23 protein-coding genes are annotated in these 26,180 nt (G+C 59.8%); 9 read left to right on the top strand and 14 right to left on the bottom strand.

Translation table 11 applies throughout. The features are described 5' to 3' along the window. From AC2TEL_RS04455 to AC2TEL_RS04425, 7 genes are all read left to right on the top strand, one after another. A complete protein-coding gene (locus tag AC2TEL_RS04455; protein ID WP_480902147.1) occupies positions 1–726 on the top strand; it encodes a 16S rRNA (uracil(1498)-N(3))-methyltransferase in 726 nt (241 codons plus the stop codon). Beyond that, positions 696–1,571 carry a GNAT family N-acetyltransferase gene (locus tag AC2TEL_RS04450; protein WP_480902146.1) on the top strand — a complete coding sequence of 292 codons (876 nt, stop codon included), beginning with the start codon at positions 696–698 and terminating at the stop codon, positions 1,569–1,571. Before AC2TEL_RS04455 ends, AC2TEL_RS04450 begins: the two co-directional genes overlap by 31 nt. After that, positions 1,568–2,095: a hypothetical protein gene (locus AC2TEL_RS04445; RefSeq protein ID WP_480838407.1), complete on the top strand. Its 528-nt coding sequence runs from the start codon at positions 1,568–1,570 to the stop codon at positions 2,093–2,095. The genes AC2TEL_RS04450 and AC2TEL_RS04445 overlap by 4 nt, the downstream gene beginning before the upstream one ends. A 76-nt stretch (positions 2,096–2,171) precedes the next feature. Beyond that, positions 2,172–3,542 (top strand): glutamate--cysteine ligase, encoded by a 1,371-nt coding sequence (locus tag AC2TEL_RS04440; RefSeq protein WP_480838406.1) that lies wholly within the window; start codon positions 2,172–2,174, stop codon positions 3,540–3,542. 82 nt (positions 3,543–3,624) lie between these two features. After that, positions 3,625–4,698 (top strand): phenylalanine--tRNA ligase subunit alpha, encoded by a 1,074-nt coding sequence (gene pheS / locus AC2TEL_RS04435; RefSeq protein WP_480902145.1) that lies wholly within the window; start codon positions 3,625–3,627, stop codon positions 4,696–4,698. Positions 4,699–5,601: 903 nt separating this feature from the next. Next, positions 5,602–6,216, top strand: a complete 615-nt coding sequence (locus tag AC2TEL_RS04430; RefSeq protein ID WP_480902142.1) for a GNAT family N-acetyltransferase — start codon at positions 5,602–5,604, stop codon at positions 6,214–6,216. Between the two features lie 90 nt (positions 6,217–6,306). Next, the gene (locus tag AC2TEL_RS04425; protein ID WP_480902140.1) at positions 6,307–8,079 is read left to right on the top strand and encodes an adenylate/guanylate cyclase domain-containing protein; all 1,773 of its coding nucleotides are present in this window, start codon (positions 6,307–6,309) and stop codon (positions 8,077–8,079) included. A gap of 52 nt (positions 8,080–8,131) precedes the next feature. Here AC2TEL_RS04425 and AC2TEL_RS04420 read toward each other — a convergent pair whose 3' ends face one another. The 9 genes from AC2TEL_RS04420 to AC2TEL_RS04380 form a co-directional block, all read right to left on the bottom strand. Beyond that, positions 8,132–9,037, bottom strand: a complete 906-nt coding sequence (locus AC2TEL_RS04420; protein ID WP_480838396.1) for a pentapeptide repeat-containing protein — start codon at positions 9,035–9,037, stop codon at positions 8,132–8,134. A gap of 149 nt (positions 9,038–9,186) precedes the next feature. Then, positions 9,187–10,485, bottom strand: coding sequence for a gluzincin family metallopeptidase (locus AC2TEL_RS04415; RefSeq protein WP_480902138.1), 1,299 nt, complete (start codon positions 10,483–10,485; stop codon positions 9,187–9,189). A gap of 48 nt (positions 10,486–10,533) precedes the next feature. Next, positions 10,534–11,862: a TfuA-like protein gene (locus AC2TEL_RS04410; protein WP_480902136.1), complete on the bottom strand. Its 1,329-nt coding sequence runs from the start codon at positions 11,860–11,862 to the stop codon at positions 10,534–10,536. After that, positions 11,859–13,064 carry a YcaO-like family protein gene (locus AC2TEL_RS04405; protein ID WP_480902134.1) on the bottom strand — a complete coding sequence of 402 codons (1,206 nt, stop codon included), beginning with the start codon at positions 13,062–13,064 and terminating at the stop codon, positions 11,859–11,861. Before AC2TEL_RS04405 ends, AC2TEL_RS04410 begins: the two co-directional genes overlap by 4 nt. Positions 13,065–13,198: 134 nt before the next feature. Next, the gene (locus AC2TEL_RS04400) at positions 13,199–13,741 is read right to left on the bottom strand and encodes a DUF3833 domain-containing protein (protein WP_480902133.1); all 543 of its coding nucleotides are present in this window, start codon (positions 13,739–13,741) and stop codon (positions 13,199–13,201) included. Then, positions 13,738–14,349 (bottom strand): DUF3833 domain-containing protein, encoded by a 612-nt coding sequence (locus AC2TEL_RS04395; RefSeq protein WP_480902131.1) that lies wholly within the window; start codon positions 14,347–14,349, stop codon positions 13,738–13,740. The genes AC2TEL_RS04400 and AC2TEL_RS04395 overlap by 4 nt, the downstream gene beginning before the upstream one ends. After that, the gene (locus AC2TEL_RS04390) at positions 14,346–15,569 is read right to left on the bottom strand and encodes an MFS transporter (protein WP_480902129.1); all 1,224 of its coding nucleotides are present in this window, start codon (positions 15,567–15,569) and stop codon (positions 14,346–14,348) included. Before AC2TEL_RS04390 ends, AC2TEL_RS04395 begins: the two co-directional genes overlap by 4 nt. Next, a complete protein-coding gene (locus AC2TEL_RS04385; RefSeq protein ID WP_480902127.1) occupies positions 15,569–16,114 on the bottom strand; it encodes a hypothetical protein in 546 nt (181 codons plus the stop codon). Before AC2TEL_RS04385 ends, AC2TEL_RS04390 begins: the two co-directional genes overlap by 1 nt. Beyond that, positions 16,077–17,399, bottom strand: coding sequence for an NAD(P)/FAD-dependent oxidoreductase (locus AC2TEL_RS04380; RefSeq protein ID WP_480902125.1), 1,323 nt, complete (start codon positions 17,397–17,399; stop codon positions 16,077–16,079). The genes AC2TEL_RS04385 and AC2TEL_RS04380 overlap by 38 nt, the downstream gene beginning before the upstream one ends. Positions 17,400–17,591: 192 nt before the next feature. Between AC2TEL_RS04380 and AC2TEL_RS04375 the strand changes: the two genes are divergently transcribed. Further along, positions 17,592–18,317 carry an SDR family NAD(P)-dependent oxidoreductase gene (locus tag AC2TEL_RS04375; RefSeq protein ID WP_480902123.1) on the top strand — a complete coding sequence of 242 codons (726 nt, stop codon included), beginning with the start codon at positions 17,592–17,594 and terminating at the stop codon, positions 18,315–18,317. 3 nt (positions 18,318–18,320) lie between these two features. On the opposite strand, the gene AC2TEL_RS04370 is transcribed toward AC2TEL_RS04375, so the two are convergent. Both AC2TEL_RS04370 and AC2TEL_RS04365 read right to left on the bottom strand, forming a co-directional pair. Further along, the gene (locus AC2TEL_RS04370) at positions 18,321–19,973 is read right to left on the bottom strand and encodes a DUF6504 family protein (RefSeq protein ID WP_480902121.1); all 1,653 of its coding nucleotides are present in this window, start codon (positions 19,971–19,973) and stop codon (positions 18,321–18,323) included. 66 nt (positions 19,974–20,039) lie between these two features. Continuing rightward, positions 20,040–20,330, bottom strand: a complete 291-nt coding sequence (locus AC2TEL_RS04365) for an I78 family peptidase inhibitor (RefSeq protein ID WP_480838376.1) — start codon at positions 20,328–20,330, stop codon at positions 20,040–20,042. A gap of 130 nt (positions 20,331–20,460) precedes the next feature. Here AC2TEL_RS04365 and AC2TEL_RS04360 point away from each other — a divergent pair, with 130 nt between their 5' ends. Next, a complete protein-coding gene (locus AC2TEL_RS04360; RefSeq protein ID WP_480902120.1) occupies positions 20,461–21,573 on the top strand; it encodes an S-(hydroxymethyl)glutathione dehydrogenase/class III alcohol dehydrogenase in 1,113 nt (370 codons plus the stop codon). Positions 21,574–21,639: 66 nt separating this feature from the next. On the opposite strand, the gene AC2TEL_RS04355 is transcribed toward AC2TEL_RS04360, so the two are convergent. The 3 genes from AC2TEL_RS04355 to AC2TEL_RS04345 all read right to left on the bottom strand — a co-directional run bounded on the left by AC2TEL_RS04355 (position 21,640) and on the right by AC2TEL_RS04345 (position 26,134). Further along, a complete protein-coding gene (locus AC2TEL_RS04355) occupies positions 21,640–22,596 on the bottom strand; it encodes a DMT family transporter (RefSeq protein ID WP_480902118.1) in 957 nt (318 codons plus the stop codon). A 155-nt stretch (positions 22,597–22,751) separates the two neighbouring features. Beyond that, the gene (locus tag AC2TEL_RS04350; RefSeq protein WP_480838370.1) at positions 22,752–23,165 is read right to left on the bottom strand and encodes a group III truncated hemoglobin; all 414 of its coding nucleotides are present in this window, start codon (positions 23,163–23,165) and stop codon (positions 22,752–22,754) included. Between the two features lie 50 nt (positions 23,166–23,215). Beyond that, entirely contained in the window at positions 23,216–26,134 is a 2,919-nt protein-coding gene (locus AC2TEL_RS04345) for an error-prone DNA polymerase (RefSeq protein ID WP_480902116.1), read from the bottom strand. Positions 26,135–26,180 lie beyond the last annotated feature (46 nt).

Here is a 26,180-nt window from a genome sequence, read left to right as displayed (position 1 = left end):
ATGAGTGCAAAAATCAGACTGTATGTAGAGCACCCTTTGGGTCCGGGGCAATCGGTTCCTTTGACGCGCGATCAGGCGCACTACCTGTTCGGCGTCATGCGTCTGACCGTTGGCGGCCATGTTGCCCTGTTTAACGGGCAGGATGGAGAGTGGCTGGCCGAGGTCGCCGAGGCAGGCAAACGCGGTGGCGCGTTGACATGTGTTGAGCAGACCAAACCGCTGCAGTTGCCACCCGATCTGTGGCTTCTGTTCGCGCCCATCAAAAAGGCGCGCACCGACTTCATCGTTGAAAAAGCAGCGGAAATGGGCGCGGCGCGGATCGTTCCGGTGCAAACGGAATTCACCAATTCCGAGCGTATCCGCCAGGACCGCCTTCAGGCCCACGCGGTCGAGGCCGCCGAGCAATGCGGCGGGACATTTGTGCCCGAGGTATCTGAACTGCAAAGGCTCGACCGGTTTCTGGACAGCTGGCCCGAAGATCGTCAGTTGATGTTCTGCGATGAGGCAGAGGTTGGGTCCGCTCTGCGCCTTGCCGAGAATGAGGGAACCCTTCCCTGGGCCATCCTCATCGGTCCCGAGGGTGGGTTTTCCGAGCGTGAACGCAAGCGGCTGACGGGTTTGCCTTATGCCCATGTTGTCAGTCTGGGGCCGCGCATATTGCGCGCCGATACTGCTGCAGTCGCTGCGATGACCATGTGGCAGCAGGCACTTGGGGACTGGGCGTGATGTGGCGCGCCGCGCGAGCTCGGGATGTGCCCGAAATCGAGACGTTTCTGTATCGCCATGTGCAAAGTTCGATGTTCTTATTGGCAAATCTGCGGGATTTCGGGCTGAACGGGTCCGATCCGCGGGCAGTTCTGATTTGGCAGCTTGGGGACACGCCGCGGGCGGTGTTTGCAGTCACCAATGAGGGCATGATCCTGCCCCAATGCCCCGACTGTTCGGATGAAGACCTTCGGGACGCAATTCGCTTGGTCCGTGGCCGCAAACTGTTCGGAATTGCCGCCGAAGCGACGCAGGCCCGGCGGATCATGCGGCTTGCCGGTTGGGAAGACAGGCCCGCGACGCTGAACAGTGACGAACCCGGCTTCTCGCTCGACCTGAATAGGCTTGTTCTACCTGATGCGACCGGCGCGGAACTCGTGCCCTTGGGTGCTCTGGACCATATCATCACCGAGGGGTGGCGGCGGGATTACCTGATCGAAGCGATGGACTTCGAACGTGAACGGGCGCAGAAACAGGCCGGTGAGGACATTTTGGCTTACACGGCACGGGATTCTCACAGGGTTCTGCTTATCGACGGGCAACCGGTGGCTATGACCGGATTCAACGCGCGCCTGCCAGATGTGGTTCAGATAGGTGGTGTCTATACACCGCCCGAGTTGCGGGGGCGGGGCTATGCCCGTCTGGCTGTAGCTCTGCATCTGACCGAGGCGCGGAATGCCGGCGTTTCCCGCGCGGTCCTGTTTGCCGCTTCCGATGTTGCGGCGCGTGCCTATATTGCTATCGGGTTCAAGCCCGCAGGCCAGTATTCACTGATCCTGTTCACAGACCCGGAGGACGTTGCATGAGTTTCATCCGACCCGAAGCCAAACTTGCCCTGTGGCGATGGCGCGAGGTGTTGGCAGCAGGATTTGTTCTGCTGTTGGGCGTAAGCTGGATCAGTGGCCCCGGCGGATTGTTGGGCTGGTTGGGATGGGTGCTGGTTGTCGTCTCGGCCGCCTTGGCTGTTATCGGGGTGCAGCGCGCCCGCTTTCGTCTGGGTGTTGGTGGGCCCGGCGTCGTAACGATCGACGAAGGGCAGATCACCTATCTCGGCCCGCTGGATGGTGGCATCGTCGCTGCGCGGGAAATGGAGCGGCTGGCGCTGGACCCGACGTCGTCTCCGGCGCATTGGATTCTGGATCAGCCGGGGCAACCCACGCTTCACATTCCCGTGAATGCGGAGGGGGCCGAGGCTCTGTTCGACGTGTTCTCGGCCCTGCCGGGGCTGAAAACCGAGCAGATGTTGTCGGAACTGAACGGCGGGGCGACACATCCCGTTGTCATTTGGGAACGTCGCCCGATGCGCCCGGCCCATATCCGCCTGCATTGACGCTGCATTGACACCGGGGCGGTTTGCGACCACGACTGGCCTTCAAGAAAGACACATCAGGATCGGAGCACGCTTCATGTCCATCCCCCAGTCCGGCGGCGGACCGATCGAACGCCACGAACAACTGGCCGAATACCTGGAATCGGGCTGCAAGCCCAAACAGGATTGGCGCATCGGCACCGAGCACGAGAAATTCGGGTATTGCCGGGACACGCTGAAGCCGCTGCCGTATGAAGGCGAACGCTCGATTCTGGCCGTGCTTCGGGGTCTGCGGGATCTGCATGGCTGGGAGCCGCTGGAAGAAAACGGCAAATTGATCGGTCTGCAAAAAGACGGCGCCAATGTGTCGCTGGAGCCCGGCGGTCAGCTGGAACTGTCGGGCGCACCGTTGGAAACCATTCACGAAACGTGCGACGAGGTGAACGCGCATCTGCGCGACGTGAAGGACATCTCGGACAAGATCGGCGTGGGTTTCATCGGCCTGGGCGCCGCGCCGATCTGGACGCATGATCAGATGCCGCTGATGCCCAAGGGGCGCTATCAGCTGATGAATGACTACATGGAGCAGGTTGGCACCATGGGGCGCGCGATGATGCGCCGGACCTGCACGGTTCAGGTCAATATCGATTTCGGGTCCGAGGCCGATATGGTGCAGAAACTGCGCGTGGCGCTGGCGCTGCAGCCGGTGGCGACCGCGTTGTTCGCGAACTCGCCGTTTTTCGAGGGCAAGCCCAACGGCCAGAAAAGCTGGCGCAGTTATATCTGGCGGCATCTGGATGACGCACGCACCGGCATGTTGCCCTTCGTGTTCGAGGACGGATTCGGGTTCGAACGCTGGGTCGAATACGCCTTGGATGTGCCAATGTATTTTGTCTACCGCGACGGCAAATACATCGATGCGCTGGGCATGTCCTTCCGGGACTTTCTACAAGGCAAATTGCCCACCCTGCCGGGCGAAACACCCACACTTAGCGACTGGGCCGACCATCTGACGACCGCGTTCCCCGAGGCGCGGATCAAGAAATTCATGGAAATGCGCGGTGCCGACGGCGGTCCGTGGCGCCGCCTTTGTGCGCTGCCGGCCTTCTGGGTTGGCCTGACCTACGATCAGGGCGCGCTGGACGCCGCCTGGGATCTGGTCAAAGGCTGGGATGCCGACACGCGCGAGGCGCTGCGCGTTGGCGCTGCCAGGGATGGGCTGCAGGCGCAGGTTGGTGGGATCAACATGCACGATCTGGCACGGGAAGTGGTCTCGATTGCCGAAGCGGGGCTGAAATCGCGGGCGCGTCCGGGCGCGGGCGGACTGGTGCCGGACGAAACGCATTTCCTGAACGCGCTCAAGGACAGTATCGAATCCGGCAAGGTTCCGGCGGACGAGCTGATGGATCATTTCAATGGCGACTGGAACGGGGATCTGACCCGGATTTACCCCGAATACAGCTATTGATCCGCGCCGTCCGGCTTGCATTCGCAAGGATAGGCCGATAGCAGGTTCTGGACCAAATTCAGGGGCCAGTTCGGAAAGCGTCATGGACGATCTAAAGTCAAAATACCTGGGGCAGATCGCGCAAGCCGGCGATGAAAACGCGCTTGAGGCGATCCGCGTTGCGGCTGTCGGCAAAAAGGGCGAGGTCGCGTTGAAAATGCGCGAGCTGGGCAAGATGACGCCCGAAGAGCGCCAGGTCGCAGGTCCCGCGCTGAATGCCCTGAAGGACGAGATCAACTCGGCCCTGACTGCCAAGAAAGCAGCCCTTGCCGATGCCGCGCTGGATGAGCGTCTGCGCACCGAGTGGCTGGACGTCACCTTGCCGACCCGAGCGCGTCGTCAGGGCTCGATCCATCCTGTCAGCCAGGCGACCGAGGAACTGACCGCGATCTTTGCCGAACTGGGCTTCTCCGTTGCCGAAGGGCCGCGGATTGAAACCGACTGGCACAATTTCGACGCCCTGAACATCCCCGGCCACCACCCCGCGCGGGCCGAGATGGACACGTTCTACATGCACCGCGCCGAGGGCGACAATCGCCCGCCGCACGTGCTGCGCACCCATACGTCGCCAGTTCAGATCCGCTCGATGGAGAAACAGGGCGCGCCGATCCGCGTGATCTGTCCGGGCGGCGTCTACCGCGCCGACTATGACCAGACCCACACGCCGATGTTCCATCAGGTCGAGGGGCTGGCCATCGATAAAGACATCTCGATGGCGAACCTGAAATGGGTTCTGGAAGAGTTCGTGAAAGCGTTTTTCGAGGTCGACGATGTCGAACTGCGCTTCCGCGCCTCGCACTTCCCCTTCACCGAGCCGTCGGCCGAGGTCGATATCCGCTGTTCCTGGGATAACGGTCAGCTGAAGATCGGCGAGGGCGACGACTGGATGGAGATTCTGGGCTCCGGCATGGTCCACCCCAAGGTGATCGCCGCCGGAGGGATTGATCCGGATGTCTATCAGGGCTTTGCCTTCGGGATCGGGATCGACCGTCTGGCGATGCTGAAATACGGCATCCCGGATTTGCGGGCGTTTTTTGATTCTGACCTGCGCTGGCTGCGGCATTACGGGTTTGCGGCGCTGGATATGCCGAACCTGCATGGTGGTTTGTCGCGTTGAGCGAGGAACCGAGTCTAGTAACTCAGTTGCTTGACAACAGTTTAATAGTTGCCGCTCTGATCGGTGCTATTGCGTACCTCTTGCGTGGATGGCTCGAACGAAACAAAGCTGTGGCAGACGCTCGGGTCAAAAGTTCTGTTGTAATCGCCGATGCCATGTCACATTTTTTTGCTGTTACAGGGTCCGAGCGCGCACCCGAGATTGAGAGCGCTCTGAGAACTGTGAAAAGTGAGATGCCAAAAGGTGTCTTATATTTTTCGCGCCGCACTGAATTGCGGGCTTCAGAATTCTTGCTGTATGCCAACAATCTTGTAAATCAGCTCGGCGACGCGGGCAGTGACAAGGAAATGCTCCGATCTAACGCGACTGTCTCAGCGACTAACTTTATGAACTCATTAAGGTTGGATGTACTCGGTTGGAGTCTTTTTGGAATCTGGCATAGAATTTTGACTTTTTGTGACCGACAAAAGTACCGCAAGGAGAAGCGAAGTGCCAGTCGCGGGAAACAGTTGTCGCTCAGTGCGCGGAGCAAAGGCCGATAGGCCGCCGCGCCATCGGTCGTTCATTGCGGCGCCATTGGTTCAAGCCCAATGGACGACACCGCCCGCACGGGCTGGCGATTTGTCTCCGGGCGTAATGTTTCAACGACACACGGACTCGGCCAGCATAAGTTGCCCACCACATTCCGAGGAACGCCATCCTGCGCTCTGGCGATGACGCGGCTTGTGCGCCCAGCGGCCGCTTGGGACAACACCCCGCCAGCGGAAAAACTCCCTGCAGGGCACTGTGTGAAATACTACTTTCTTGTTTAGCGCCATTTCGTGCTAGTATCCCCCGAATAGATTTGTGCATTCATTTTGGAGGTCATTTATTTTGACCGAAACTTCGAAAAGGCTGTTCAGATTGCGCCCTTTGGAAAAGGCGGATCTGGCGGATGTTCAGCGCTGGTTCCAGGATGTCGAGGATCTGGCGCTGTTTGACCGGACCTGCCGCATTCCCCTCAATCAACCGCAAACCGAAAACATGTGGGAAGATGTCGTCAGCACATCCGAAGACAGCAACAAATGCTGGTTCGTCGTCGAGACGCACAGCGGCGAGTCGCAGGGCATGATCGGGCTTGAGGCGATCTCGAACGTCAATCGCGACGCGGTTATTGCCCTTTTCATCGATAAACCCGTGCGCGGTAGCGGTGCGGGCATCAGGGCCTCAGCTCTGCTTGTGGATTTTGCGTTTCGACAGCTTGGTCTGAACCGCGTCACCTCGTATTGTCGCTCCGACAACCGGCGCAGCCGGGATGTCGTGCGCTCTCTGGGTTTTCAGGACGAGGGCACGATGCGTCAGGCCTGGTTTGCGGACGGACGGTTTCATGACATCGTCGTGGTTGGCCTTTTGCAGCAGGACTGGATGGAACATCGCCAGTCCCTGGCGCGGGAATTGGGGTCCGAGACGGTCGTCACCTTTGGTTCCAACAACTCCGCCAGTTGGTCCTGGCCGCCAGAAGATACCGGAGGCACCTGAAATGTCACAAAAATTCGACCGCATTCCGCGGCGAAATCAATTATACGTAATCCGTCAGAACCGGCGATAGGACTTGATCGAGTATTACCAGTGAACAGTTCCAGTACGGAAAGACCCATCAAACAGAAGCTTGGCGCGGTGATGTTTGCCGACGTCGTTGGCTATTCCCGTTTGATGAGCGAAAACGAGATGGACACGTATAACGCGTTGAAATCGATAATTTCGCATTTGGAGGCCGTTTGCGCGACGTATTCGGGGGACGTGGTCGAGGTGCGGGGCGACGGTATTCTGGCCCTGTTCGAAACCGCGACCAGCGCCGTCGAATTCACGATTGAGTTGCATCGGGTTGCTGCCAAATACAACAAAACGCGCCCCTACGCCGAGCCGATCAGGTTCAGAGCCGGAGTTCATCTCGGCGAGGTGCTGATCGATGAGCGCGGTATTCATGGTGACAATGTCAATATCGCTGCGCGGCTTCAGGAAATTGCGGATCCCGAGCGGGTCTATGTCAGCTCGGCCGTCTATGACCAGATCCGCAACCGCTTGCGCTACGGGTATGAGTATCTGGGTCCCAAGCAACTCAAGAACATCATATCGCCGGTGCCCACCTATTGTGTCCGCAGCGAGGTTGAAGGAGCAACAATGGCCGCAACGATGCGGACGGACCCGCAGCCGGATCTTTTGCTGCAACGCCCAGATACGCCATCCGTCGCGGTTCTGCCCTTTTCCATCGCCGGACAGGATGAGGCGGACAATTGGATCGCCGAAGGTCTGACGGACGACATCATCATGAACCTGTCCAAGTTCCGCAATCTCTTTATCATCGCGCGGAACTCGTCGTTCTTTTTCAAGGCGCAGTCCATGCCACCGCAGGAGGCGGCGAAGCGGTTGAACGTTCGCTATGTCGCCCGCGGCAGCGTGCGCCGGTCGTCCAGCCGTATCCGGATCACGGCCGAACTGATCGATGCACAGTCCGAGCGCACCATCTGGGCGGAACGTTTCGATCGCAAGATCGACGATATTTTCGACATTCTGGATGAAGTCACCGAATGCATCGTCGCCGCCATGGCTGTGATGATCGAATCTCATGAAAAACAACGAACGGTTCAGGCCGTTCCTTCAGATCTCGAGGCTTATGGATCGGTTCTGCAGGGGCAGCATCATATTTTCAAGTACACCCGTAACGACAATCGAAAGGCGCAGAATTTCTATGAATCCGCCCTGCAGCGGGATGGGGGTTACGCCCGTGCCGCTGCTGCGTTGTCGCGGACCTTGAACATAGATTGGCGCTATTCGTGGACCGAGGACCCGGGAAGCGCGCTGGACAAGGCTTTGGGGTTGGCGCAACGCGCCATCGATCTGGATCCGACCGATGCCCGTGGATTCGGTGAACTCGGCTTCGTGCAGCTCTATCGCAAGGAACATGACGCGGCGATCCAGTCATATCGAAGGGCGCTGGCGCTGAATCCCAATGATGCGGATATGCATTCCGATTACGCCGATGCACTGGCCCATTCCGGCGATAACGAGGCGGCGATAAATCATTTGCAGCAGGCCATGCGTCTGAACCCCTATTTCCCCGACCAATACCTGTGGCACCTGGGCGGTGCGTATTACAATTTGAAACGCTACGAAGACGTGATCGAGTCGGTGAACAAGATGAACAACCCCACCGAGGGTCAGCGGATTCTTGCAGCCAGTTATGCACAGATGGGCAACATGGAAATGGCGCGCCACATTGCGGATCAGCACCGGCTCGCGCATCCCAATTTTTCGCTCTACCGATGGTCAAAGGTTCAGCCGGACCGGCTTGAAGATGACACACAGCACTTTGTGGAAGGTCTTCGAAAAGCGGGGTTCTGAAAACAAAAAAAGGGCGCGTTTTTCACGCGCCCGTTTTCTGGCATAGCCGGTCTTATTCGCCGCGCGCTTTCGCGCCACTGACTTTCGCGCCGCTGACCTTGGCACCACTGACCTTTGCGCCACTGACTTTCGCGCCACTGACCTTTGCGCCGCTGACCTTTGCGCCACTGACCTTTGCGCCACTCATCATCGGAGCGTCATATTCGAAATAGATGTCGAGCAGGACCTGCTCGAGCTGACCGGCCGTGATGTCCATGCGGATCGTATAATCGGCCTGATCGTAATTCCAGACGCGGATGTCGTTGGCCATCTGGTAATCTGCCGCTGCCACACCCGAAACCGATGGGTCGAGGGGCGCACGGGCTGTTTGCCGGGTCGTATCCGGACCACCGGCATTCTCGAGACTGAAGCCTCGTGGCAGGTTGCCCCCGGTGGCGCTTTCGCCATCGCCATGAACCAGGAAAACCGTGGGTTCCGGCAGTTCGTAGTAGGTCCCGTCGTATGCGAAGCCATAAATCCGGGCCAGCCGGGCATCGCCTCCGAACTGGTCCCCGATGAAATTATTGACGCCGCGACCCCTTCTGCGATCATCCTGTTCAATGAACAACTGGTTTTTGTGACTGTCTGCGGTCTGCTCCCAGAAGGTATGCTTGAATACTCGGCCTCTGCGAACATAGACAAAAGTTCCGCGCTGCACTTTTCTGCGTTTAACGAGCGTCAGATTGCCGCCGACTTCTGCAACCTTATAGATGCCTGATATCTGATTTGGGGTATCATCGCTCTGAACCAGTATCTTGTCGTCAACTCTGACTTTCACGCCATCGATCACATCGACCTGGGCCGGAAGGGCCCCGGCAATCTCAAGCGCCAGCCGGACCGATTTCTGTTTCAGTTTAAGATCGCTTAACTCTCGTCCAAACAATAATACTTCGGAAAAACTGAGTAAGGACTCAGACATATCTTTTTCTCCCTATCAAAAAGAACGATGACGTCACTGACGCCATCCATCCTTCTCAGCGCATTATTCGTGCGCCTCATCTCGAAATATCACTCCGCGCGTGTAACCTGCCATAAAACGGTGATAAAAACAAAGACTTTAGGTCATTGTCATTCCGGCCTAAGCGTTCGAACCGATGATGCGTGGCTGGTTCCGTCCGGTTTGGTCAACCGGGGGCCGGGCTGAGTCAGCCCGATATCGCGCATTCGGAAGTTGCTTTCAATGATCTGTCGAAACGCGCCACCTGTGATTTCCTGATCGACCACCACCAGGGCCCGCTCCACGCCAAAGTAACTCAGCATGTCGGCATCCAGCATCTCCCAGGCGTCGGCAAGATATGAGCCCAGCAAATCCCGTGCCTCGACCAGCGCGACGCGGAACCCTTCGGGGTCGGCCTCATAATGAGTGTCGAACAAATCCTGCATGATCTCGTTGTATTCCGGAGTTCCCTCCAATTCGTCCGACAGGTCCTCCATCTCGGGGTTGATCACGTCATGCGCCACCAGTCTTTCGTGATAGATATCGACCAGAATATCGAACATCGCTCCGGTCAGGGGTTCCGAAAGCGCGTGTTCGCTGGACCATCCATGCGAGAATTCTGACAAGGTACGATCGTTTGCGGCGATCCGAATCTGCGCGTTCTGGGACAGTTCGGCAAACCGGCTCAGGCGATTATAGGTATAGAGATTGCCTCGGGTGTTCTTCAGCAGCTCGTCCACGACCGAACCGAAATGCAGCGAGGCCAGCAGTGCCACCATGTCGGCGGCCGATTCATGGAACCCGTAATATTCGCCAGTTGCATCGTCCTCTGACGGCAGCCCTATGATGCTGTAGATTATGGCGTGACCGATCTCATGCGCGACCACGTCGAAATTCAGGCTGTAGGGGCGATATTCGTCGCCATGCTCCCATGTGCCGCCGGTTTCCAGAAACCCCCAGCCGATATGGGCGTTATCGAGGCTGGGCAGCAGTGACAGTTCCAGGCGCTCGAAATCATCTTCGAAATGCCAGGGGATGGGATGTCCGAAATACCCCTCCCACACATCCATTGTGAAATGGGCCGCCCCGAACAAATGCGCGGCCTCGAAGGCCGGGTCGTCGGGATCGATATGGATGAAATTGCCGTACTCGTCAGGCTCGGGTGGCGGCTGGATGTAACCGTCCCAGGCCGGCAAGTACATCTCGGGACCGTCGTCCCCCTCGATCATTGCCCCGTAGGGTGTCGTCTTTCCCACCGGGTTCATCGCGTACATACGCGGCCCGGATGGCCCGGCCCCGATCGTTCCCTGAGGGGCCGAGATTTCGACCAGTTCGGGCTTGGTGCCCGGTTCCAGATAGGGGGATTGCGGATACAGCAGGAACCGCGTTCCAGCCGTCTCGCCTTCTGTGTCTTCGGGCCAGTTTACCAATTTACCCTCCCGCATTTGGACCAGAACCGACCTTGGAGGTTGCAAGGATCAGGGTCCGGTGGGGTCGCCATCCGTCTGGCAAAACAAGAACTCAGCTTCGATCAATTCGTAAAATGCATCGCGCCCGGCCAGGCCGAGAGAAACTGCGTATGATTCAAGATCATCCGGGACCGGTTGGTCAAGTCGTGTTTCAAAATACCAAAGCAACACCTGTAAACGGTCCAGCGACGCCTCTCTTCCTGTTGGCAAATTGAGATCAGCGATCACCTCTGCCTTGCGGGCGGCTCGGTCACGTAACGCGGTATATCCACCGCTTTGCCGAAGTTCGGCCAGTAATGGAGTGTCCAGTGACTGTGCCCGGGCGGACAAGGCAGCCTGGACACGGGACCGAATGGCGAGCAATGCCTCGTATTCCTGCGGGTTCAGGTCATTTTCGTCCAGCCATCTCATCAGATCGGTGTGTCGATGTAGTCTGGCGCTGGCTCGGTGGCTGGACATTTGCGCAAGCAAAGCGTCACGGTCCGGTTCGCGTTTCTGCCGTATTGCTTCTTCGGCCGCGAGCAGTTGGAGCAGGGCGCGCTCCTGAAACTGTGCGTATCGTTCCGGGTCCAGTCTCAATTCATCAATGGTGCGTCGCTCGCTGGTCGATGCCGCCGCAGCTTCGTTGTCGACGCGGGCACGCAATTCGCGCCAGGCCAGCGTGGGTTCGACCCGGACCGGAGTGCCGTTGATCCGTTCGGGTACGTCCTGCTGCGCCATCTGCATCAGCATTTCCCGCGCGTCGTCAGCCTTGGCGTCGACCCGGCCGTCGGCAAGCCAGCTTTTGAAATCCGATGCGCCAGGACATCCGGCCAGCGTATCGCATACAGTGTCCCACGTCCGGTCGCGATAATGTAATGCCTTCGCGACCCGCAACATCTCCGCTGCGGCGTCCGGCGTCAGTACGCCTGCGTCGACGGCCCGTTCCGCCGTGGCGCGGAACGAGACCATGGGTTCGCTGAGCGGCTGAAACCCAAGCTCGGCAGGGCTGTGCAGCACGGCGACCTCGTCATCGTCCTGCAGCACGCGGCTCAGGTAGTCCTGATAAATGCGCCCGACGCCGATCATTCCGAAATCGGCCAATTCGGCGGCCCGCAGCGCCCCCATGCTGGCGCTGCCGTATACGGGAACACCCTGTTCGATCGCCCAAAGGATTTCCTTGTGCCAGACCGACGGAACACCTTCAAAGAAGCCGTCAATAATTCCGATTGCACTCGGTCTGCCGCGAACAGCGCGGTATACGTCGCCCTGTTGCACGGGCGGCAATATGGTCGCGTCCAGATACCGGGCGACGTCCTCGGCGGGCAGGGTAGGTCCAACGAATACAACAGGCTTCATGCCGCTGCATCTCCGACATGTTTTGCCCGCTCTCCCGCGACGTAGTCCGGATCATCATGCGGCGCCTCCAGCCCCGGAATGACTGCCCGGATCACCGCAATGTCAAATTCGGGACGGGACAGATCGACTGTGATCACCTGATCGATCCCGGCGCCGGCCAAACCGTCCAACAAAAGGCCGAGGTCTTCGTCAAACGAACCGGTGACATGTGTAGGGCAGGCTGAAAATTCGACAGAGGCCGTTGCAGCGCTGATCACGCGCCGAACATAAGCACACCGGTCCGCCTGCGCGGTGTTCGTGAACTCTGCCGGATCAAGATCGTCTCGAGCGCCCGAAATATAGGTCAGCCGCGTCTGCGCGGCCTCGGTCAGCGCCCGCAGCAAGGCAATCGACCGGTCCGGGTGGCAGCCATCGCCGATACCGATATGGCCGGGCGTGTCCCCCGCCTCGCAGATCATGCAGCGGAAACAGGCAATCCCGATATCTGACGTTGTGTCCCATATCCCCATCTCAAGCCCTGCGGCTGTGATCAGATCCATCGCCTGTCGGCAGCGCGGATCGTCGACGCTGTCAGGATCGACACGCGCCGGCACAGGGCGGTGATGCCAGAGTGTGGTCGCGTCCCGTTCGATCAGCTCACAGATGGCATGGCAGCTTGCTTCGGTGCCGTTGTTGCCCGAGGCCAGCCCATTGGTTGTACGCGGAAAGGCCCCTTGCCCTGCACCATGTGAAACAGTGTAGTCGGTGTCGACCATCTCATACGGAACCCAGCAGGGCTGGTCGGCGACCAGGTCACGCCCCTCTACCCACAGCATGCTGCGAAACGGGTCAAAGCGCCCGCCAGTGACCTTGGGCAGTGCCGAGACATCGGCGACATGCGCCTCATGCACAAGATCGGCATGGCTGGTCAGCCGCAGGGGCAATTCGATCCGTTCGGCATGCCAGGATTCAATGGCCTCCATCACGCCGGACGCTTCCGCCGCGCGCTGAGACAGGCCCTTGCCCAACGACACCGCGACGGATCGGGAATTGGGACGCGTCACCATCACTGTCGGCAGACCGATCCTGTCCAGCCCTGTCAGGTTGGCGATGCGGGTGATGCCCATTCGTTTGAGATGAGGCCGGACGATCGCAAGGGTCTGTTCCGGGTCCCTCAGCCGATGGGTGTCCAGAACATATGTCTTCTGCGATGTTTCGGGCATCCACCTGACCTTGCCGATATGTCTGTCAAACCGCATGCGCCACGCAGACGTCGAAAACACGAAACGGTCCGGTTCCGGCAAGGATGCGGGAGGAAATCGCAGGGGTCAACCGTTGCGAAGCCGCTGGTCAAAAATCATTTCTTTTCAAAGTACAATATGACCTCGCCCAGCCGCACTCCGTATTGGGACACATAGGCGCGGTTGAGCAGCCTGTCGTCGCTGAGCAACCACATCCAATCGTCGAAATTCACCCGCATCGTACCGTCTTTAACAGGAAGATCGATCTTGTATGTCCAATTGAACGTATCACCGCGCTCGATCCCTGTTGCGGTTCCCAGAACGCCCGGAGCGGACCCGGTCCAGGTGTCCTCACCTGTCTTGATCAGGGTCCAGATCCGCTGTTCAGTGGCACCGTCGTCATAGAGGAAATCCTCGACCAGCGTCAGGGTTTTACCATCCCAAGTGCCATCGATCTCGACCGTGAAGCGGCGGGGGACGTTGCCGAGAATGTCCTGAAACTGGCCGTAAGCCACGGTCCTTCCCTCGAAGAACTCCTCAAGGTTCAGCTGTCGGTCGGACAGAAAGGTCTTGGGTATTCGAGGTTTGGCGGAACAGGCGGTCAGGGCCGCCAAACCGGCAATGGCAAGCGCGACTATCAGGCAACGACGCGGGATCATTGCAGCGGCCTCGCTTCGGCGTCATAACCGTTGGCCCCGTTCAGATGTGCGGATGCGACTTCCGGCGCCGGGCGCATGGTGGCGATCAGTTCGGCCACCTTGAGGCCGAATTTGCGCATCTCGGAGCGGTTCATGATCGCGCCGCTTTCGGTCAGATACATCCAGTCGGTCACGTCCAGTGTGTGACCGCCGGCGTCTTCGGGCAGGATGATGCGATAGGTCAGTTTGACGGTCGAGCCCGAAATCACGCCGTGCCCTTCACCCACGATATCATCGGCCGTGGCCGTAAACGCGTTGCCGGTGCCCAGTGTCAGATGCCACTTCCGGGTTATCTGTTTGCCGTTGGAATAGGTGAAGTATTCGGCCAGCGTGCCCGAGTTCCCATCCCATTCCCCGACCATTCTGGCAACGAAGCTGTTCGACATCTTTCCGTTCGGGCCATAGATCAGGCCTTCGGACAGGATTTCCCCGTTCAGATGCCGTTTGAGCGAGAATTGCGGACCGGTGCTGGCATAATCCGCCGGTGATTGCGACCGGAAGCTGAGGAACCGGGCTTTGCCAACGATCAGGGCCAGCACCGCTAGAAGGATGACAACGAAAAGTTTCATTTGGCAGAGACCTCCGTCGGCAACGTCAGGACCATGCCGAACGCGCCGAGTTTGAGAATGCAGGGAAGGACGGCATAGGCGAGGTTGAGCGTTTCAAGCGCCTGGGCCGAGTTGGATTGTCCGGGGACAAACCCGCTGCGCTCCAGCAGCGGAAGCGTGAGGAAGGCGGCCAGTGCGAGGCCAAGTTTGCCCGCAAAAGACCAGATGCCAAACGCGGTCGAGGCATTTAACCCGGCGCGCGTCAATACGATTGAGAACATGGCCGGAAGAACGACCATATCCGCTCCGAGTGCGGCACCGGAGGCCACGCAGATCAGGGCAAAGCCAATCAGGTTTCCGGTGGATAGCATGGCGGCTCCGACAAAGCCCGCAATCGACAGCGGCATGGCGATAATCAGAGTCTGTTTTGGGCCAATTCGGTTGCTGAGACGCGCCCAGAAGGGCACGCTGAGCCCGGCGCTGAGGAAGAACAGGATCAGTAAAGGCCCCGCCATTCCCGGCAATTGCAGTCTGTCCTCGACAAAGAACAGAAACAGGGTCGAGGTGATGGCGACCGGCAGGCTGTTGATCAGCGCCAACGCCAACAAACGGAGTGCTCCGGCTTGTCGCAGCTCGGCGATCGACAATGCGTGTCCGGTGATCGGGGCACGCCGCCAGATAGGGAGCGTCAGGAGAAGTGTGACAACAGCCAAAAGCCCGAGAAATGCACCGTAGGCAGGGTAACCCTGCGCTCCGGCTCCAAGAGCCACAAAAAATGCGGGCGCGGCGGCGGCCAAAATGACACCCGTCAGTTGCCCGCCTTCCCGAAAGGCGGCCAGGATCATCAGTTCATTTGCATCCGCCTTCTTCGCCAGCGTGGCGCTGCGGCCATAGAGCAGGATGGTTCCGAGGCTGTATGCGGAAAACAGTAATACTAGAACGACCACCAAGATACTAACACTGGCGTTTTCGGGCAGAGTGAACAGTAGTGGGAACCCAATCGCCAGTCCGAGTGCAGCGGCAGAAGCAAACAGAACCTGCCCGCGCGGCCATCGATCAATGGCCCAGCCGATCAGCGGGTCCTGAATCAGATCCACCAGCCGGATGAACAATAAAACGGTGCCAATCACGCTCAATCCAATGCCCAGATTAACGGCGGCAAAGCGCGGCAGGTGGATATACAGCGGTATTCCAGCCGCAGCCAGCATCAGGGCGTACAAGCTGACCCGGGGATACAGCATCATTGCCCCTTCAACTGACGGGTAAAACTGGCCGACCGCGTGTTATTGCCGAGAAAAATGGACATGAAAGACCGCTTTGCGCCCGGATAGGTCAAAGAACAGGTCTTGCGGCCATTGCGCCAGAAGTCGACCTCGTCCGGACCGTTGGACACGGCCAGATAGCTGTCGCCTTTATCGACGGCCTGAAAACACCGTTCCAGTTGCGCCTGTGTCGGGGCCGGGTTTCCTTGCCGGGCCATCTCTTCAAGCGTCGATTCAACCAAGGCTTTTTGTTTGAGGTTCTTGCGGTAGGTTAGCTTCAAACCGAAATCCTCGTTCCAGTTGAACGCGGCGCCGTCCGGAGTGAAGAGCTTGGCGTCATAGACCGGCAGGCCCAGAAACCGAAAGGTTGAACTGCCGACAAGCTGCGGGTCTTTCAGACCTCCGGGCAAGGGGGACGCCGCCGACCCTACAGGGGTCAGCAGCAACGCCGACACAAGCGTTGCGCTGAAAAAAGCATTTATCGACCTACGCGGGAATGGACTGATCTTCTTTGTGAATACCATTGTCGGCTCCGATCGTTTGCGGGCTGCCATTGAGCAGATCAACAACGTGCATTGCGCTTGCGATCCCGTCTTCGTGAAACCCATGCCGGTTGTAAGCACCGGCAAACCAGGTTCTGTTCTGTCCCTGGATCTCGCGGATTTGCTTCTGCGCACGCAGGGCGGCCTTGTCGAAAACCGGGTGAGCAAACTCGACCTCATCATAGATTTTGTCCGCGCAAATCTCCTTCGGTGCGTTCAGCGTCACAAATAGCGGGTCACTGTCCGGAATGTTCTGAAGTCTGTTCATCCAATAGGTGACGCCCACATTTCCGGCCTGCGAACGGTAGGTCCAGCTGGACCAGCAGGCTCGCCGCCTGGGCATTTGGGCAGGATCGCAGTGCAGAACGGCCTTGTTTGGTTGATATCGGATGGCACCGAGAGCTGCGCTCTCTTCCGGTGTGGCGCTGTTTCCCAGTATCGACAGGGATTGATCGGAATGTGTCGCCAGAATGATTTCGTCGAACAGGTCGGCTTGCCCGTTGCTCAGCACCGTCACGCCCAACGCATCGCGTTGGATGTGATCTACGGGTGAGGCCAGACGGATATCACAATTGCGGGTTCTCAACGCGGCTTCGATCCGGCGGACATATTCTATGCTTCCGCCCTTGACCGTCCACCATTGATGCTGGTTGGCGCGCCCGCTGGCCAGCAGGGCATGGTTTCGGAAAAACTGCACCAATGAACGGGCCGGGAACTGATCCACGAACTCGACCGGGGTGGACCAGATCGCACCGCACATCGGCATCAGATAGTTGTGGCGGAACCAGTGGCCAAGGCGCAATTGATCGACAAGCTCTCCGATCGTGGTGTCATCGTCCCGCGCTGCGTCAGGGGCTTCCTTGCTGAAGCGCAGTATGTCGGCGATCATCTTGTAATAGGCGGGACGGGCCAGATTACGTTTCTGGGCGGTCAACGTGCGCAGATTGTTCAATCCATACTCGATGCGGCCGTTGTCGATGGTCGCGCCAAAGCTCATTTCGCTTTTGGTGACCGGCACGTTCAGTTCGTCGAACAGTTTGGTCAGGTAGGGATAGGTTGCGTAGTTGAATACGATAAAACCGGTGTCCACCGGTTGGTCGCCATTCCTGCCAGCCAAAACCGTGCGAGCGTGACCTCCCAGACGGGGTTCGGCCTCATAAAGCGTCACGTCATTGTTGTCTGAAAGATAGTAAGAGGCGGAAAGCCCTGAAATACCTGCACCTACAATCGCGATCTTTTTTCGGGCACTCCGGGATTCGTCGAACATTCCAGCCTCTTTAAGTGACGTTTTACAGTAGGATACGCAGGACAGGCGCGGCTGGATCAATCCCATTAGAAGTTTTTCACCATTGATCTACATCGTGACTTCGGGTTGCGGGTCCGGATACTGTCGATCCGTTGTGATCCGAAGCTATCGCGGGGGCGTAAAGGTAACATTCAGGAGCGAAACGACCCACGCATGAACAGTTTTGACGGCAAAACCTACTGGATTATCGGCGCAAGCGAAGGATTGGGCCGGGCGCTGGCCGAAGCGCTGGGCCGTCAGGGCGCACACCTGATCCTGTCTGCCCGCAATGCCGAGCGACTTGCTCAAATCTGTGCAAACCTGCCGAATGCACGCGCGATCCCGTGCGATGTGACCGATTTAGAGTCTGTTCGTGACGCTGTTGGACAGGTCGGGGCCATCGATGGTTTGGTGTATAACGCCGGGGCCTATGACCCGATGCGGTCAACCGAATGGAACACCGAAACAGCGCTTGCGATGAGTGATGTGAACTACTCTGGCGCAGTGCGGGTACTCGGAGAAACCGTGCCCGGCTTTGTTCGCGCTGGTCGGGGTGATATCACCTTGATCGGATCTCTGGCGGGTTATCACGGCTTGCCAGCCGCTATCGGTTACGGGGCCAGTAAGGCGGCACTGATCTCTCTGGCCGAGACAATGCGGCATGATCTGGCGGGCACCGGTGTGACCGTTCGGATTGTCAATCCGGGCTTTATCAAGACACGCCTGACCGAGAAGAACAGCTTTAACATGCCGATGCTGATGACGCCCGAGGACGCGGCTGGGCGCGTGGTCAAGGCGATGTCACGCCGCCGTTTTCGCACCGATTTCCCTGCGCCGTTTTCCTGGTTTATCCGTCTGATTGACTACCTGCCGGATCTGCTGGTTTATCGCGGAAAGTAGAGTCTAACCAAACTGTCCCTGGCAAAACCAGCCTGCGGACATGGTGCCGCCGTGGCCGTAGAACAGCCACAGCCGCTCACCCTGTTCGGTCACCACCACCCAGTAATCGCGCACGCCGCTGCGCCAGTTGGGGTCATCCAGCCACCATTCCGGCGCGATCCGCTCTGGGCCGGTGGCCTGTGCCAGTTGCCAGTCGCGCCCGCGCCAGCGGAAGGCGGTTGGAACATCCGGAGTTTCCGGCGCCATCACCGGTTCGGGCTGCCACATCTGCAGGGGGCGGGGGCGCGGCGGGGCAGGCCAGTCGCGGGCCGGTTCCGACCAGGCCGCCGCCAGCGTCTGCGCCGTCTTCTCGGGGATATGCGAGGCTGCCGGGTGTCGCCGCGTGATCGCCTCCAGCCCCACCCGGGCACCCAGCTTGCCGATCAGGTCATCCACGGCTGTATTACCCTCAAGCCGGTTGCGGGCCACGCGGCGGGCCTCGGCATGGCCGGCTACGGTGCGGGCGTGGATGGGTTCGGTCTGCACCGCCTCCAACCGCAGCATATCGATGCCATAGCCCGCGTCGATCTTATCGATTTTCATCTCTAACAAAGGGCGAATGCGATATTTGTCATGGGTCGGGCGGGCCAGACCGACCTCGATGATCTCGGCCGCCTGATCGGCGCGATGCGCCTCGAGCCGCAGGGTGCGGACGCCGCGGCCTTTCTCTTCCAGTTTGGCGCAGAGCGTCGGCAGCACCCGGTCAATGGCGGCCATCACGTCCTCGGTCAGCCCGATCGGGTTGGGCAGGGTCATCCGCACCGCAAAGTGATGCGGCGGACGCGCAGGCGAGACCGGCTCGGGCGCGCTGCCCATCGCCTGATCCAGCCGCAGCACCAGCCCGCGTCCGAAGCGGCGGGCCAGAGAGGCGCGGGGCTGGCCCAGCAGGTCGCCGATCCGGCGCAGGCCCAGCCGGTTGAGCTGCGCCACGACGGGGTCATCCAGCCGAAGTGCCGCAATGGGCAAGGGGCTGAGCGCGCCATAGGACTGCCCTGGTTCTGAAATCCGCGCGCCACCGCCCAGCGCCATCACCTGCGGTGCGGCCCCGCCCTTGGTCCAGTGCCGTCGCTTGCCCGCGCGGGCGCGGGTGGCGCGCGCCTCTTGGCTGATGGCGTCGCCATTGCGGTCGGACGTGGCCTCTTGCCCGGCATACCGTGCCAAAGCCCACGCGGCCCCCAGCGTGTCGGCGATGCCCATCTGCACGCTCAGGCCCATGTCTGCGCAGTCGGTTTCCAAAACGCTCAGCAAGGTCTCTTCGCCGCCGAACAGATGGGCGCAGCCCGACAGGTCGACGATCAGCCCGTCCGGAGCTTCTTCGGCGACCCACGGGCTGAACTTGCCCGCCCAACGGCGCAGGGCGGTCAGGAACGCGGCCTCGGCCGGGGCGTTGCGAGGACGGGTGATCAGGTTGGCGCACATGGCATGGGCGTCGCGCACCGGCTGGCCGATGCGCAGACCGGCGGTCTGAGCCTCGGTATTAAGAGACGTGACGACCTGCATGTTCGCCTGTTCGGCCACCACGGCCAAAGGCCCAGAGTGCAGGCCCCGCGCGGCGCGGACCAGCCGTTCAGCCCCCAGACGGGGGAACCAGAGCGAGAGTATTCGGCGTTTGGGCATTGGGCAGACATCAACATGTTCTCATTTTGTTCTAAATGAGAATCACGCCCCGAGTCGAGTCTGCCTTTATCCGCAGGTCAGGCGCTGAACGACGTCTGCATCGTCCACAAAGACGTTCAGCCGGTCGATGCGATAGTCCTGAGTCGCAATCCCATCCGGCCCCAGCACACGCGCGCGTTCAGGCAACTGGTTTTGAATGGTCGAGACCGGTTGACCAATGGAATTGATAAAGGCGTCGCCTTCACAAAAGGCCAAATCTACCGGCGCGGCTTCGGGCGCAAGGCGGGCGTCTTCGGGTGGTGGGGCCGTCTCGGCACAGGCCGCCAGAACAACAAAAAATGGAACAAAACGGCGCATTGGCGCTCCTCTTTCCGGCAATGTCGTTTCTGCAATATCAAAGAATTAGCCAATCTGTCACCAAAGCACAGTTGAAAACACCCTGTAATTGACGCAGGGTCGGGGCAAAATTGACAGGGAGACAAGCACCATGCGCACCCGTGCCGCCGTCGCCGTTCAGGCGGGCAAACCTTTGGAAGTGATGGACGTGAACCTCGAAGGCCCCAAGGCGGGTGAGGTTCTGGTCGAGATCAAGGCCACCGGCATCTGCCACACCGATGAATTCACCCTGTCGGGCGCCGATCCCGAGGGTCTGTTTCCGGCAATTCTGGGTCATGAAGGCGCGGGCGTGGTGGTTGAGGTCGGTCCGGGCGTGACCAGCCTGAAACCGGGCGACCATGTGATCCCTCTCTACACACCGGAATGTCGCGAGTGTGAATATTGTCTGCACCCCAAGACCAATCTGTGTCAGGCGATCCGCGAGACTCAGGGTAAGGGACTGATGCCCGACGGGACGTCTCGTTTCTCGACGCTGGATGGCGATCCGATCCTGCACTACATGGGTTGCTCGACTTTTTCGAACCACACGGTTCTTCCCGAGATTGCGTTGGCCAAAGTGCGTGAGGACGCGCCGTTCGACAAGATTTGCTACATCGGTTGCGGTGTCACGACCGGTATCGGCGCGGTGATCAACACCGCCAAGGTGGAAATCGGCAGCCGCGCCATCGTGTTCGGCCTGGGTGGTATCGGTCTGAACGTGATCCAGGGCCTGCGTCTGGCCGGGGCCGATCAGATCGTTGGTGTCGACCTGAACCCCGCCAAGGTGGAAATGGCCGAGAAATTCGGCATGACCGATTTCGTCAACCCGAAAGAGGTCGAAGGCGATCTGGTCCCCTATCTGGTCAACCTGACCAAGGGTGGCGCGGATTATACATTCGACGCCACCGGCAATGTCGGAGTGATGCGCGACGCACTGGAATCGGCACATAAGGGCTGGGGTGAATCGATTATCATCGGTGTGGCACCTGCCGGGGCCGAAATCTCGACCCGTCCGTTCCAACTGGTCACCGGTCGTTCATGGCGCGGGACCGCGTTCGGTGGTGCGCGGGGCCGGACCGATGTGCCCAAGATCGTCGACTGGTACATGGATGGGAAGATCGAGATCGACCCGATGATTACGCACACCATGGGTCTGGATGACATCAATCACGGCTTCGACCTGATGCATAAGGGCGAAAGCATCCGGTCGGTTGTAGTATACTAACTGAGACTAAGGCTCTAATTCGGGCAATTCATGGCTTGCGGCGCACTCTCGGGTGCGCCGTTTGCGTTAGGTATTTGTTTCCGGTTGCCTGTTCGGTCTTGCCGATGCACCCGTATCGACCCGCGGAGAGCGGATTCGCAGAACTGGTTTGTTTGGCGACACATCCGCCCGGCTTTCCCGCCAGACAACGAAGACACCCGACGCGATGATGATCCCTGCGCCGAACGCAACCCATGCATCGGGGCGCTCTCCGAAGAACACCATGCCGAAAATCGTAGCCCAGATGATCTGGCTATACTGGCTGGGGGCCACCACACCGGCAGGCGCGGCCCGGTAGGCCAGAATAATCAGGTGTTGAGCGATCACAGAGAACAGACCAACCAGCGCCATCATCGCCAAATGCAACAGAGACGGCGGTTGATATACTGCCGGCTGCGCCACGCTCATAACCACAATGGCCAGAAGCATCGGATAGAGGATCAGAACCGCCGACCGTTCTTCATTACCAATTTTGCGCACCAGAACGGATCCAAAAGCACTGCAAAACGCGGCCGTCAGCGCGGCCAGATGGCCCAGGGTGATGTCTGTCGAACCGGGACGCAGAACGATCAGAACACCGATCAGGCCAACACCCACGGCTGCCCAACGCTGAACGCGAACGACCTCTCCCAGAATCGGGATCGACAGAACCGTGACGATCAGCGGGAACGAGAACAGCAGAGAGTAGACCTCGGCCAGCGGCAGGACAGAAAAAGCGTAAAAGGCGCAGGACATGGCTGTGACAACGAGGCCCGAGCGCAGCATCACCAGCCACGGGTGACGTGGGCGGAAATTGCTGGGTGTCCGGTCGGCCAGCATGGACACGGCCATCGGGACAAAAGAAAACAGCGTGGCAAAAAAGATGATCTGCAACACTGAATAGGTCCCGCCAAGCACCTTGATCAGCGCGTCATGACTGGCAAAGACCGCGAATCCAAGAAACGCGAAACCAAGTCCCCTGAGGGTGGTGTTTTGAGTGCTCATCGGTGTGGCCTCGGTCAATGGGTCAGTGTGGCGGCGGTCTGCCATGGCAGCGCGGACGGAATCTCCGGCTGTCTTTGTCGCTGCTTAACCCCATTTTGCCGAGGCGGGTAGTCCTTATTTTACCGCTAACATGTCAAACCTGCCATGATCCGAGATCATCGCAGGACCGGTGGCGCGTCCTTGGGTTGGCGCGCAGATTGCAAACCCGCTTTCATCCCGATACCGATGCGCCGGGCCAGAGCGACCCACGGGGTGGCGGTTTCCGGTGGCAGCGTCTGGGTGGCGACTTCTTCGAACAGGTCGAGCCAATGGGCGAACATCTCGGGTTTCACGTCGGGTCGCTCGATATGGACCCGCTGCGGATTGCCGTCATAGCTGCGCTCGAACAGGATGGCGTTGCGCCAGAAACGGGCGATCTTTTCCTCATGCGCGGGCCAGTTTCCTACATGTTTCGCAAAGACCGGACCCAGTAGCGTGTCTTCACGGACGCGGGCGTAAAAGGCGCGAACCTGCGCGTTGATCTGTTCGGGCGTCGCGGGAAAGCGTGGGGGCAGGGTTGGTCTGGACATGTGCGGTCTCGGGTTTCGACTCTGTCCAGGGCAAATATCCGGTTGCGCCGTCATGCTACAGAGGTGGTTTTGTCGCGCTGGTCCGGTGTCAGCAGATGCCGCAGCAAGGCCACCGGATGCGCCTTGAGGCTGAGGCGGGTGGCGACGTAGTCCTCGACCACCTGCTCGCCCAAAGTCATTTGCGGCAGGTAAGCCTCGGGTTCGTCCAGCGCCTCGCCTTCCAGATCCTGTGAAAACAGCGGCAGCGGCTTGGCGGTCGCAATCGCCTTGGCCTGCCACAGCGCCTCGCGCCGGGTCAGGTCGCAGGCGGCGAAGGCGTCGGCTTCGGCCAGCCGTTCGATGACCGACGGGCCAAGCCCTGCCCTGCGCCAGACGTCATCCACCTGATGGTAGCCATTGCCACGCGCGGCGGTGAGCCAACTGGCGTCCTCTTCGCTCAGCCCCTTGATCTGGCGGAAGCCCAGCCGCAAGGCCAGCCCGCCTTGGCCGTCGGGCTCCATCACATTGTCCCAGAAACTGGCATTGATGCAGACCGGGCGCACCTGAACCCCGTGTTCGCGCGCATCGCGGACGATCTGGGCCGGGGCGTAGAATCCCATCGGTTGCGAGTTCAGCAGCGCGCAGGCGAAAATGCCGGGGTGATGGCATTTGATCCAGGCCGAGGCATAGACCAGCAGCGCAAAGCTGGCCGCGTGGCTTTCGGGAAAGCCGTACGACCCGAACCCCTCGATCTGGGAAAAACAGCGTTCTGCGAAATCCTGTTCATAGCCGTTACGTTCCATCCCGCGCAGAAACAGGCTGCGGAATTCGCTGACATTGCCGTGTTTCTTGAACGTCGCCAGCGATCGCCGCAGCCGGTCGGCCTGTTCCGGGGTAAAGCCTGCGCCGACAATGGCGATCTGCATCGCCTGTTCCTGAAACAGCGGCACGCCCAGCGTCTTGCCCAGCACCTCGCCCAGTTCGTCCGAGGGGAAGCTGACCTCCTCCTCGCCATTCCGCCGCCGGATATAGGGGTGGACCATGTCGCCCTGAATCGGGCCGGGGCGGATGATGGCGACCTCGATCACCAGATCATAGAAGTTGCGGGGCCGCATCCGGGGCAGGAAGTTCATCTGGGCACGTGATTCCACCTGAAACACGCCGATACTGTCGGCCTTGCACAGCATGTCATAAACCGCCGGGTCCTCGGGCGGCAGGGTGGCCAGCGTATAGCTGGTTTGGTGGTGCTGGCTGATCAGATCGAACGCCTTGCGAATGCAGGTGAGCATCCCAAGGCTGAGCACATCGACCTTCAGAATGCCCAGCGAGTCGATGTCGTCTTTGTCCCAGCAGATGACCGTGCGGTCCTCCATCGTGGCGTTTTCTATGGGGACAAGTTCGTCCAAACGCCCCTCGGTGATGATGAAACCACCCACGTGCTGAGACAGGTGACGGGGAAAGCCGTCGATCTCATAGACCAGTGTTAGAGTCTGTTTCAGGCGGCGATCCTCGGGGTCGAGACCAATTTCACGCATGCGGTGCGCCTCGAGCCCCTTGGCCGAGAAGAAGCCCCAAAGCTGTGAGGACAGCGCCGAGATCGTGTCCTCGGTCAGGCCCATGGCGCGGCCGACCTCACGGATGGCGCGTTTACCACGGTAATGCACCACCGTGGCGCAGAGGCCCGCGCGTTCCCGTCCGTAGCGGTCGTAGATGTGCTGGATCACCTCTTCGCGGCGTTCATGTTCGAAATCCACGTCGATATCGGGGGGCTCGTCGCGGGCTTCGGAGACGAAGCGTTCGAAGACCATGGTGCCCATCTCGGGGCTGACCTCGGTGATGCCGAGGCAGAAGCAGACGACCGAGTTGGCGGCTGATCCCCGCCCTTGGCACAGGATATTGCGGGACCGGGCAAAATGGACGATGTCGCGGACGGTCAGGAAGTAGGGTTCGTATTTCAGCTTGCCGATCAGCGCGAGCTCATGCGCCAGCATCTTTTTCGCCTTATCCGGCGCGCCCGCCGGATAACGCCATTTCAACCCCTCATGCGCCAGACGGTGCAGGCGTTGGGTTGGGGTTTCCTGTTCGCTGCCCTCGCTGGGGTATTCATAGCGCAGTTCGTCGAGCGAGAAGGTGAGCTGTTCGCTTAGGTCATGGGCGCGGGTGACGGCGCCTTCATGCCCTTTGAAGATGCGCAACATTTCAGGCTCAGAGCGCAGGCGTTGTTCACCGTTGGCCAGTGCCGCGCGGCCCAGATCGTCAACCTTGCGGCGCAGACGGATGGCGGTCAGGACGTCGGCCAGTTTGCGGCGGGTGCCGTGATGCATCATCGGCGTGGCGCTGGCGAGCGTGGGGATGTCGAGTTTTTTAGATTCAATCTCTAACAAAGAAAAATACGCGCTGTCTGCGCCGTCATACCGAGGATGCATCAATAGATGCATCCGCCCCGCAAAGCGGCGCGTCAGCTGTTGCGCCTGTGTCCGCCATGCCTCCGCGCCGCCCGGGGAGCGGGCCGCCTGTGGCCAGAGGAGCAGGTGGAGACCGTCGGAGAATTTGAGCAGGTCGGATAGGTACAGGATGCAGTCGCCTTTCTCGGCGCGCAGGCGGCCCTTGGACAGGATGCGGCACAGATTGCCCCAGCCCTGCCGGTTCAGGGGCAGGGCGGTGACGGTCGGCGCGTCGGTAAAGATCAGCCGCGCCGCCGGGATCAGGCGGGGCACCGCGTGGATCGGGTACGAGGGCGGCTTGGGGATGTGATCGGGACAGGCTGGGCCGATGGAGGTGTTCTGCGCTTCCCACTCCAGCCGTTCGCGGACCTTGCGGGCAATCTCGCGCCCCTGGGTGTGGGCGCGGACGATGCCGGCGACCGAGTTGTCATCGGCGATGGCGATGGCGGGCAGGCCCAGGGTGACGGCACGCTCCATATATTCCTCGGGGTGCGAGGCCCCGGTGAGGAAGGTGAAGTTCGACGTGATCGACAGCTCGGCATACATGGCGATTCCATATTATATTCACGTTTTGTTCTTTTTCGAGTCCTTT

Source organism: Ruegeria sp. HKCCD9138, assembly GCF_057220975.1.
Note: the sequence above shows the minus strand (reverse complement) of the source record. Positions and strands in the feature narration are given on the sequence as shown.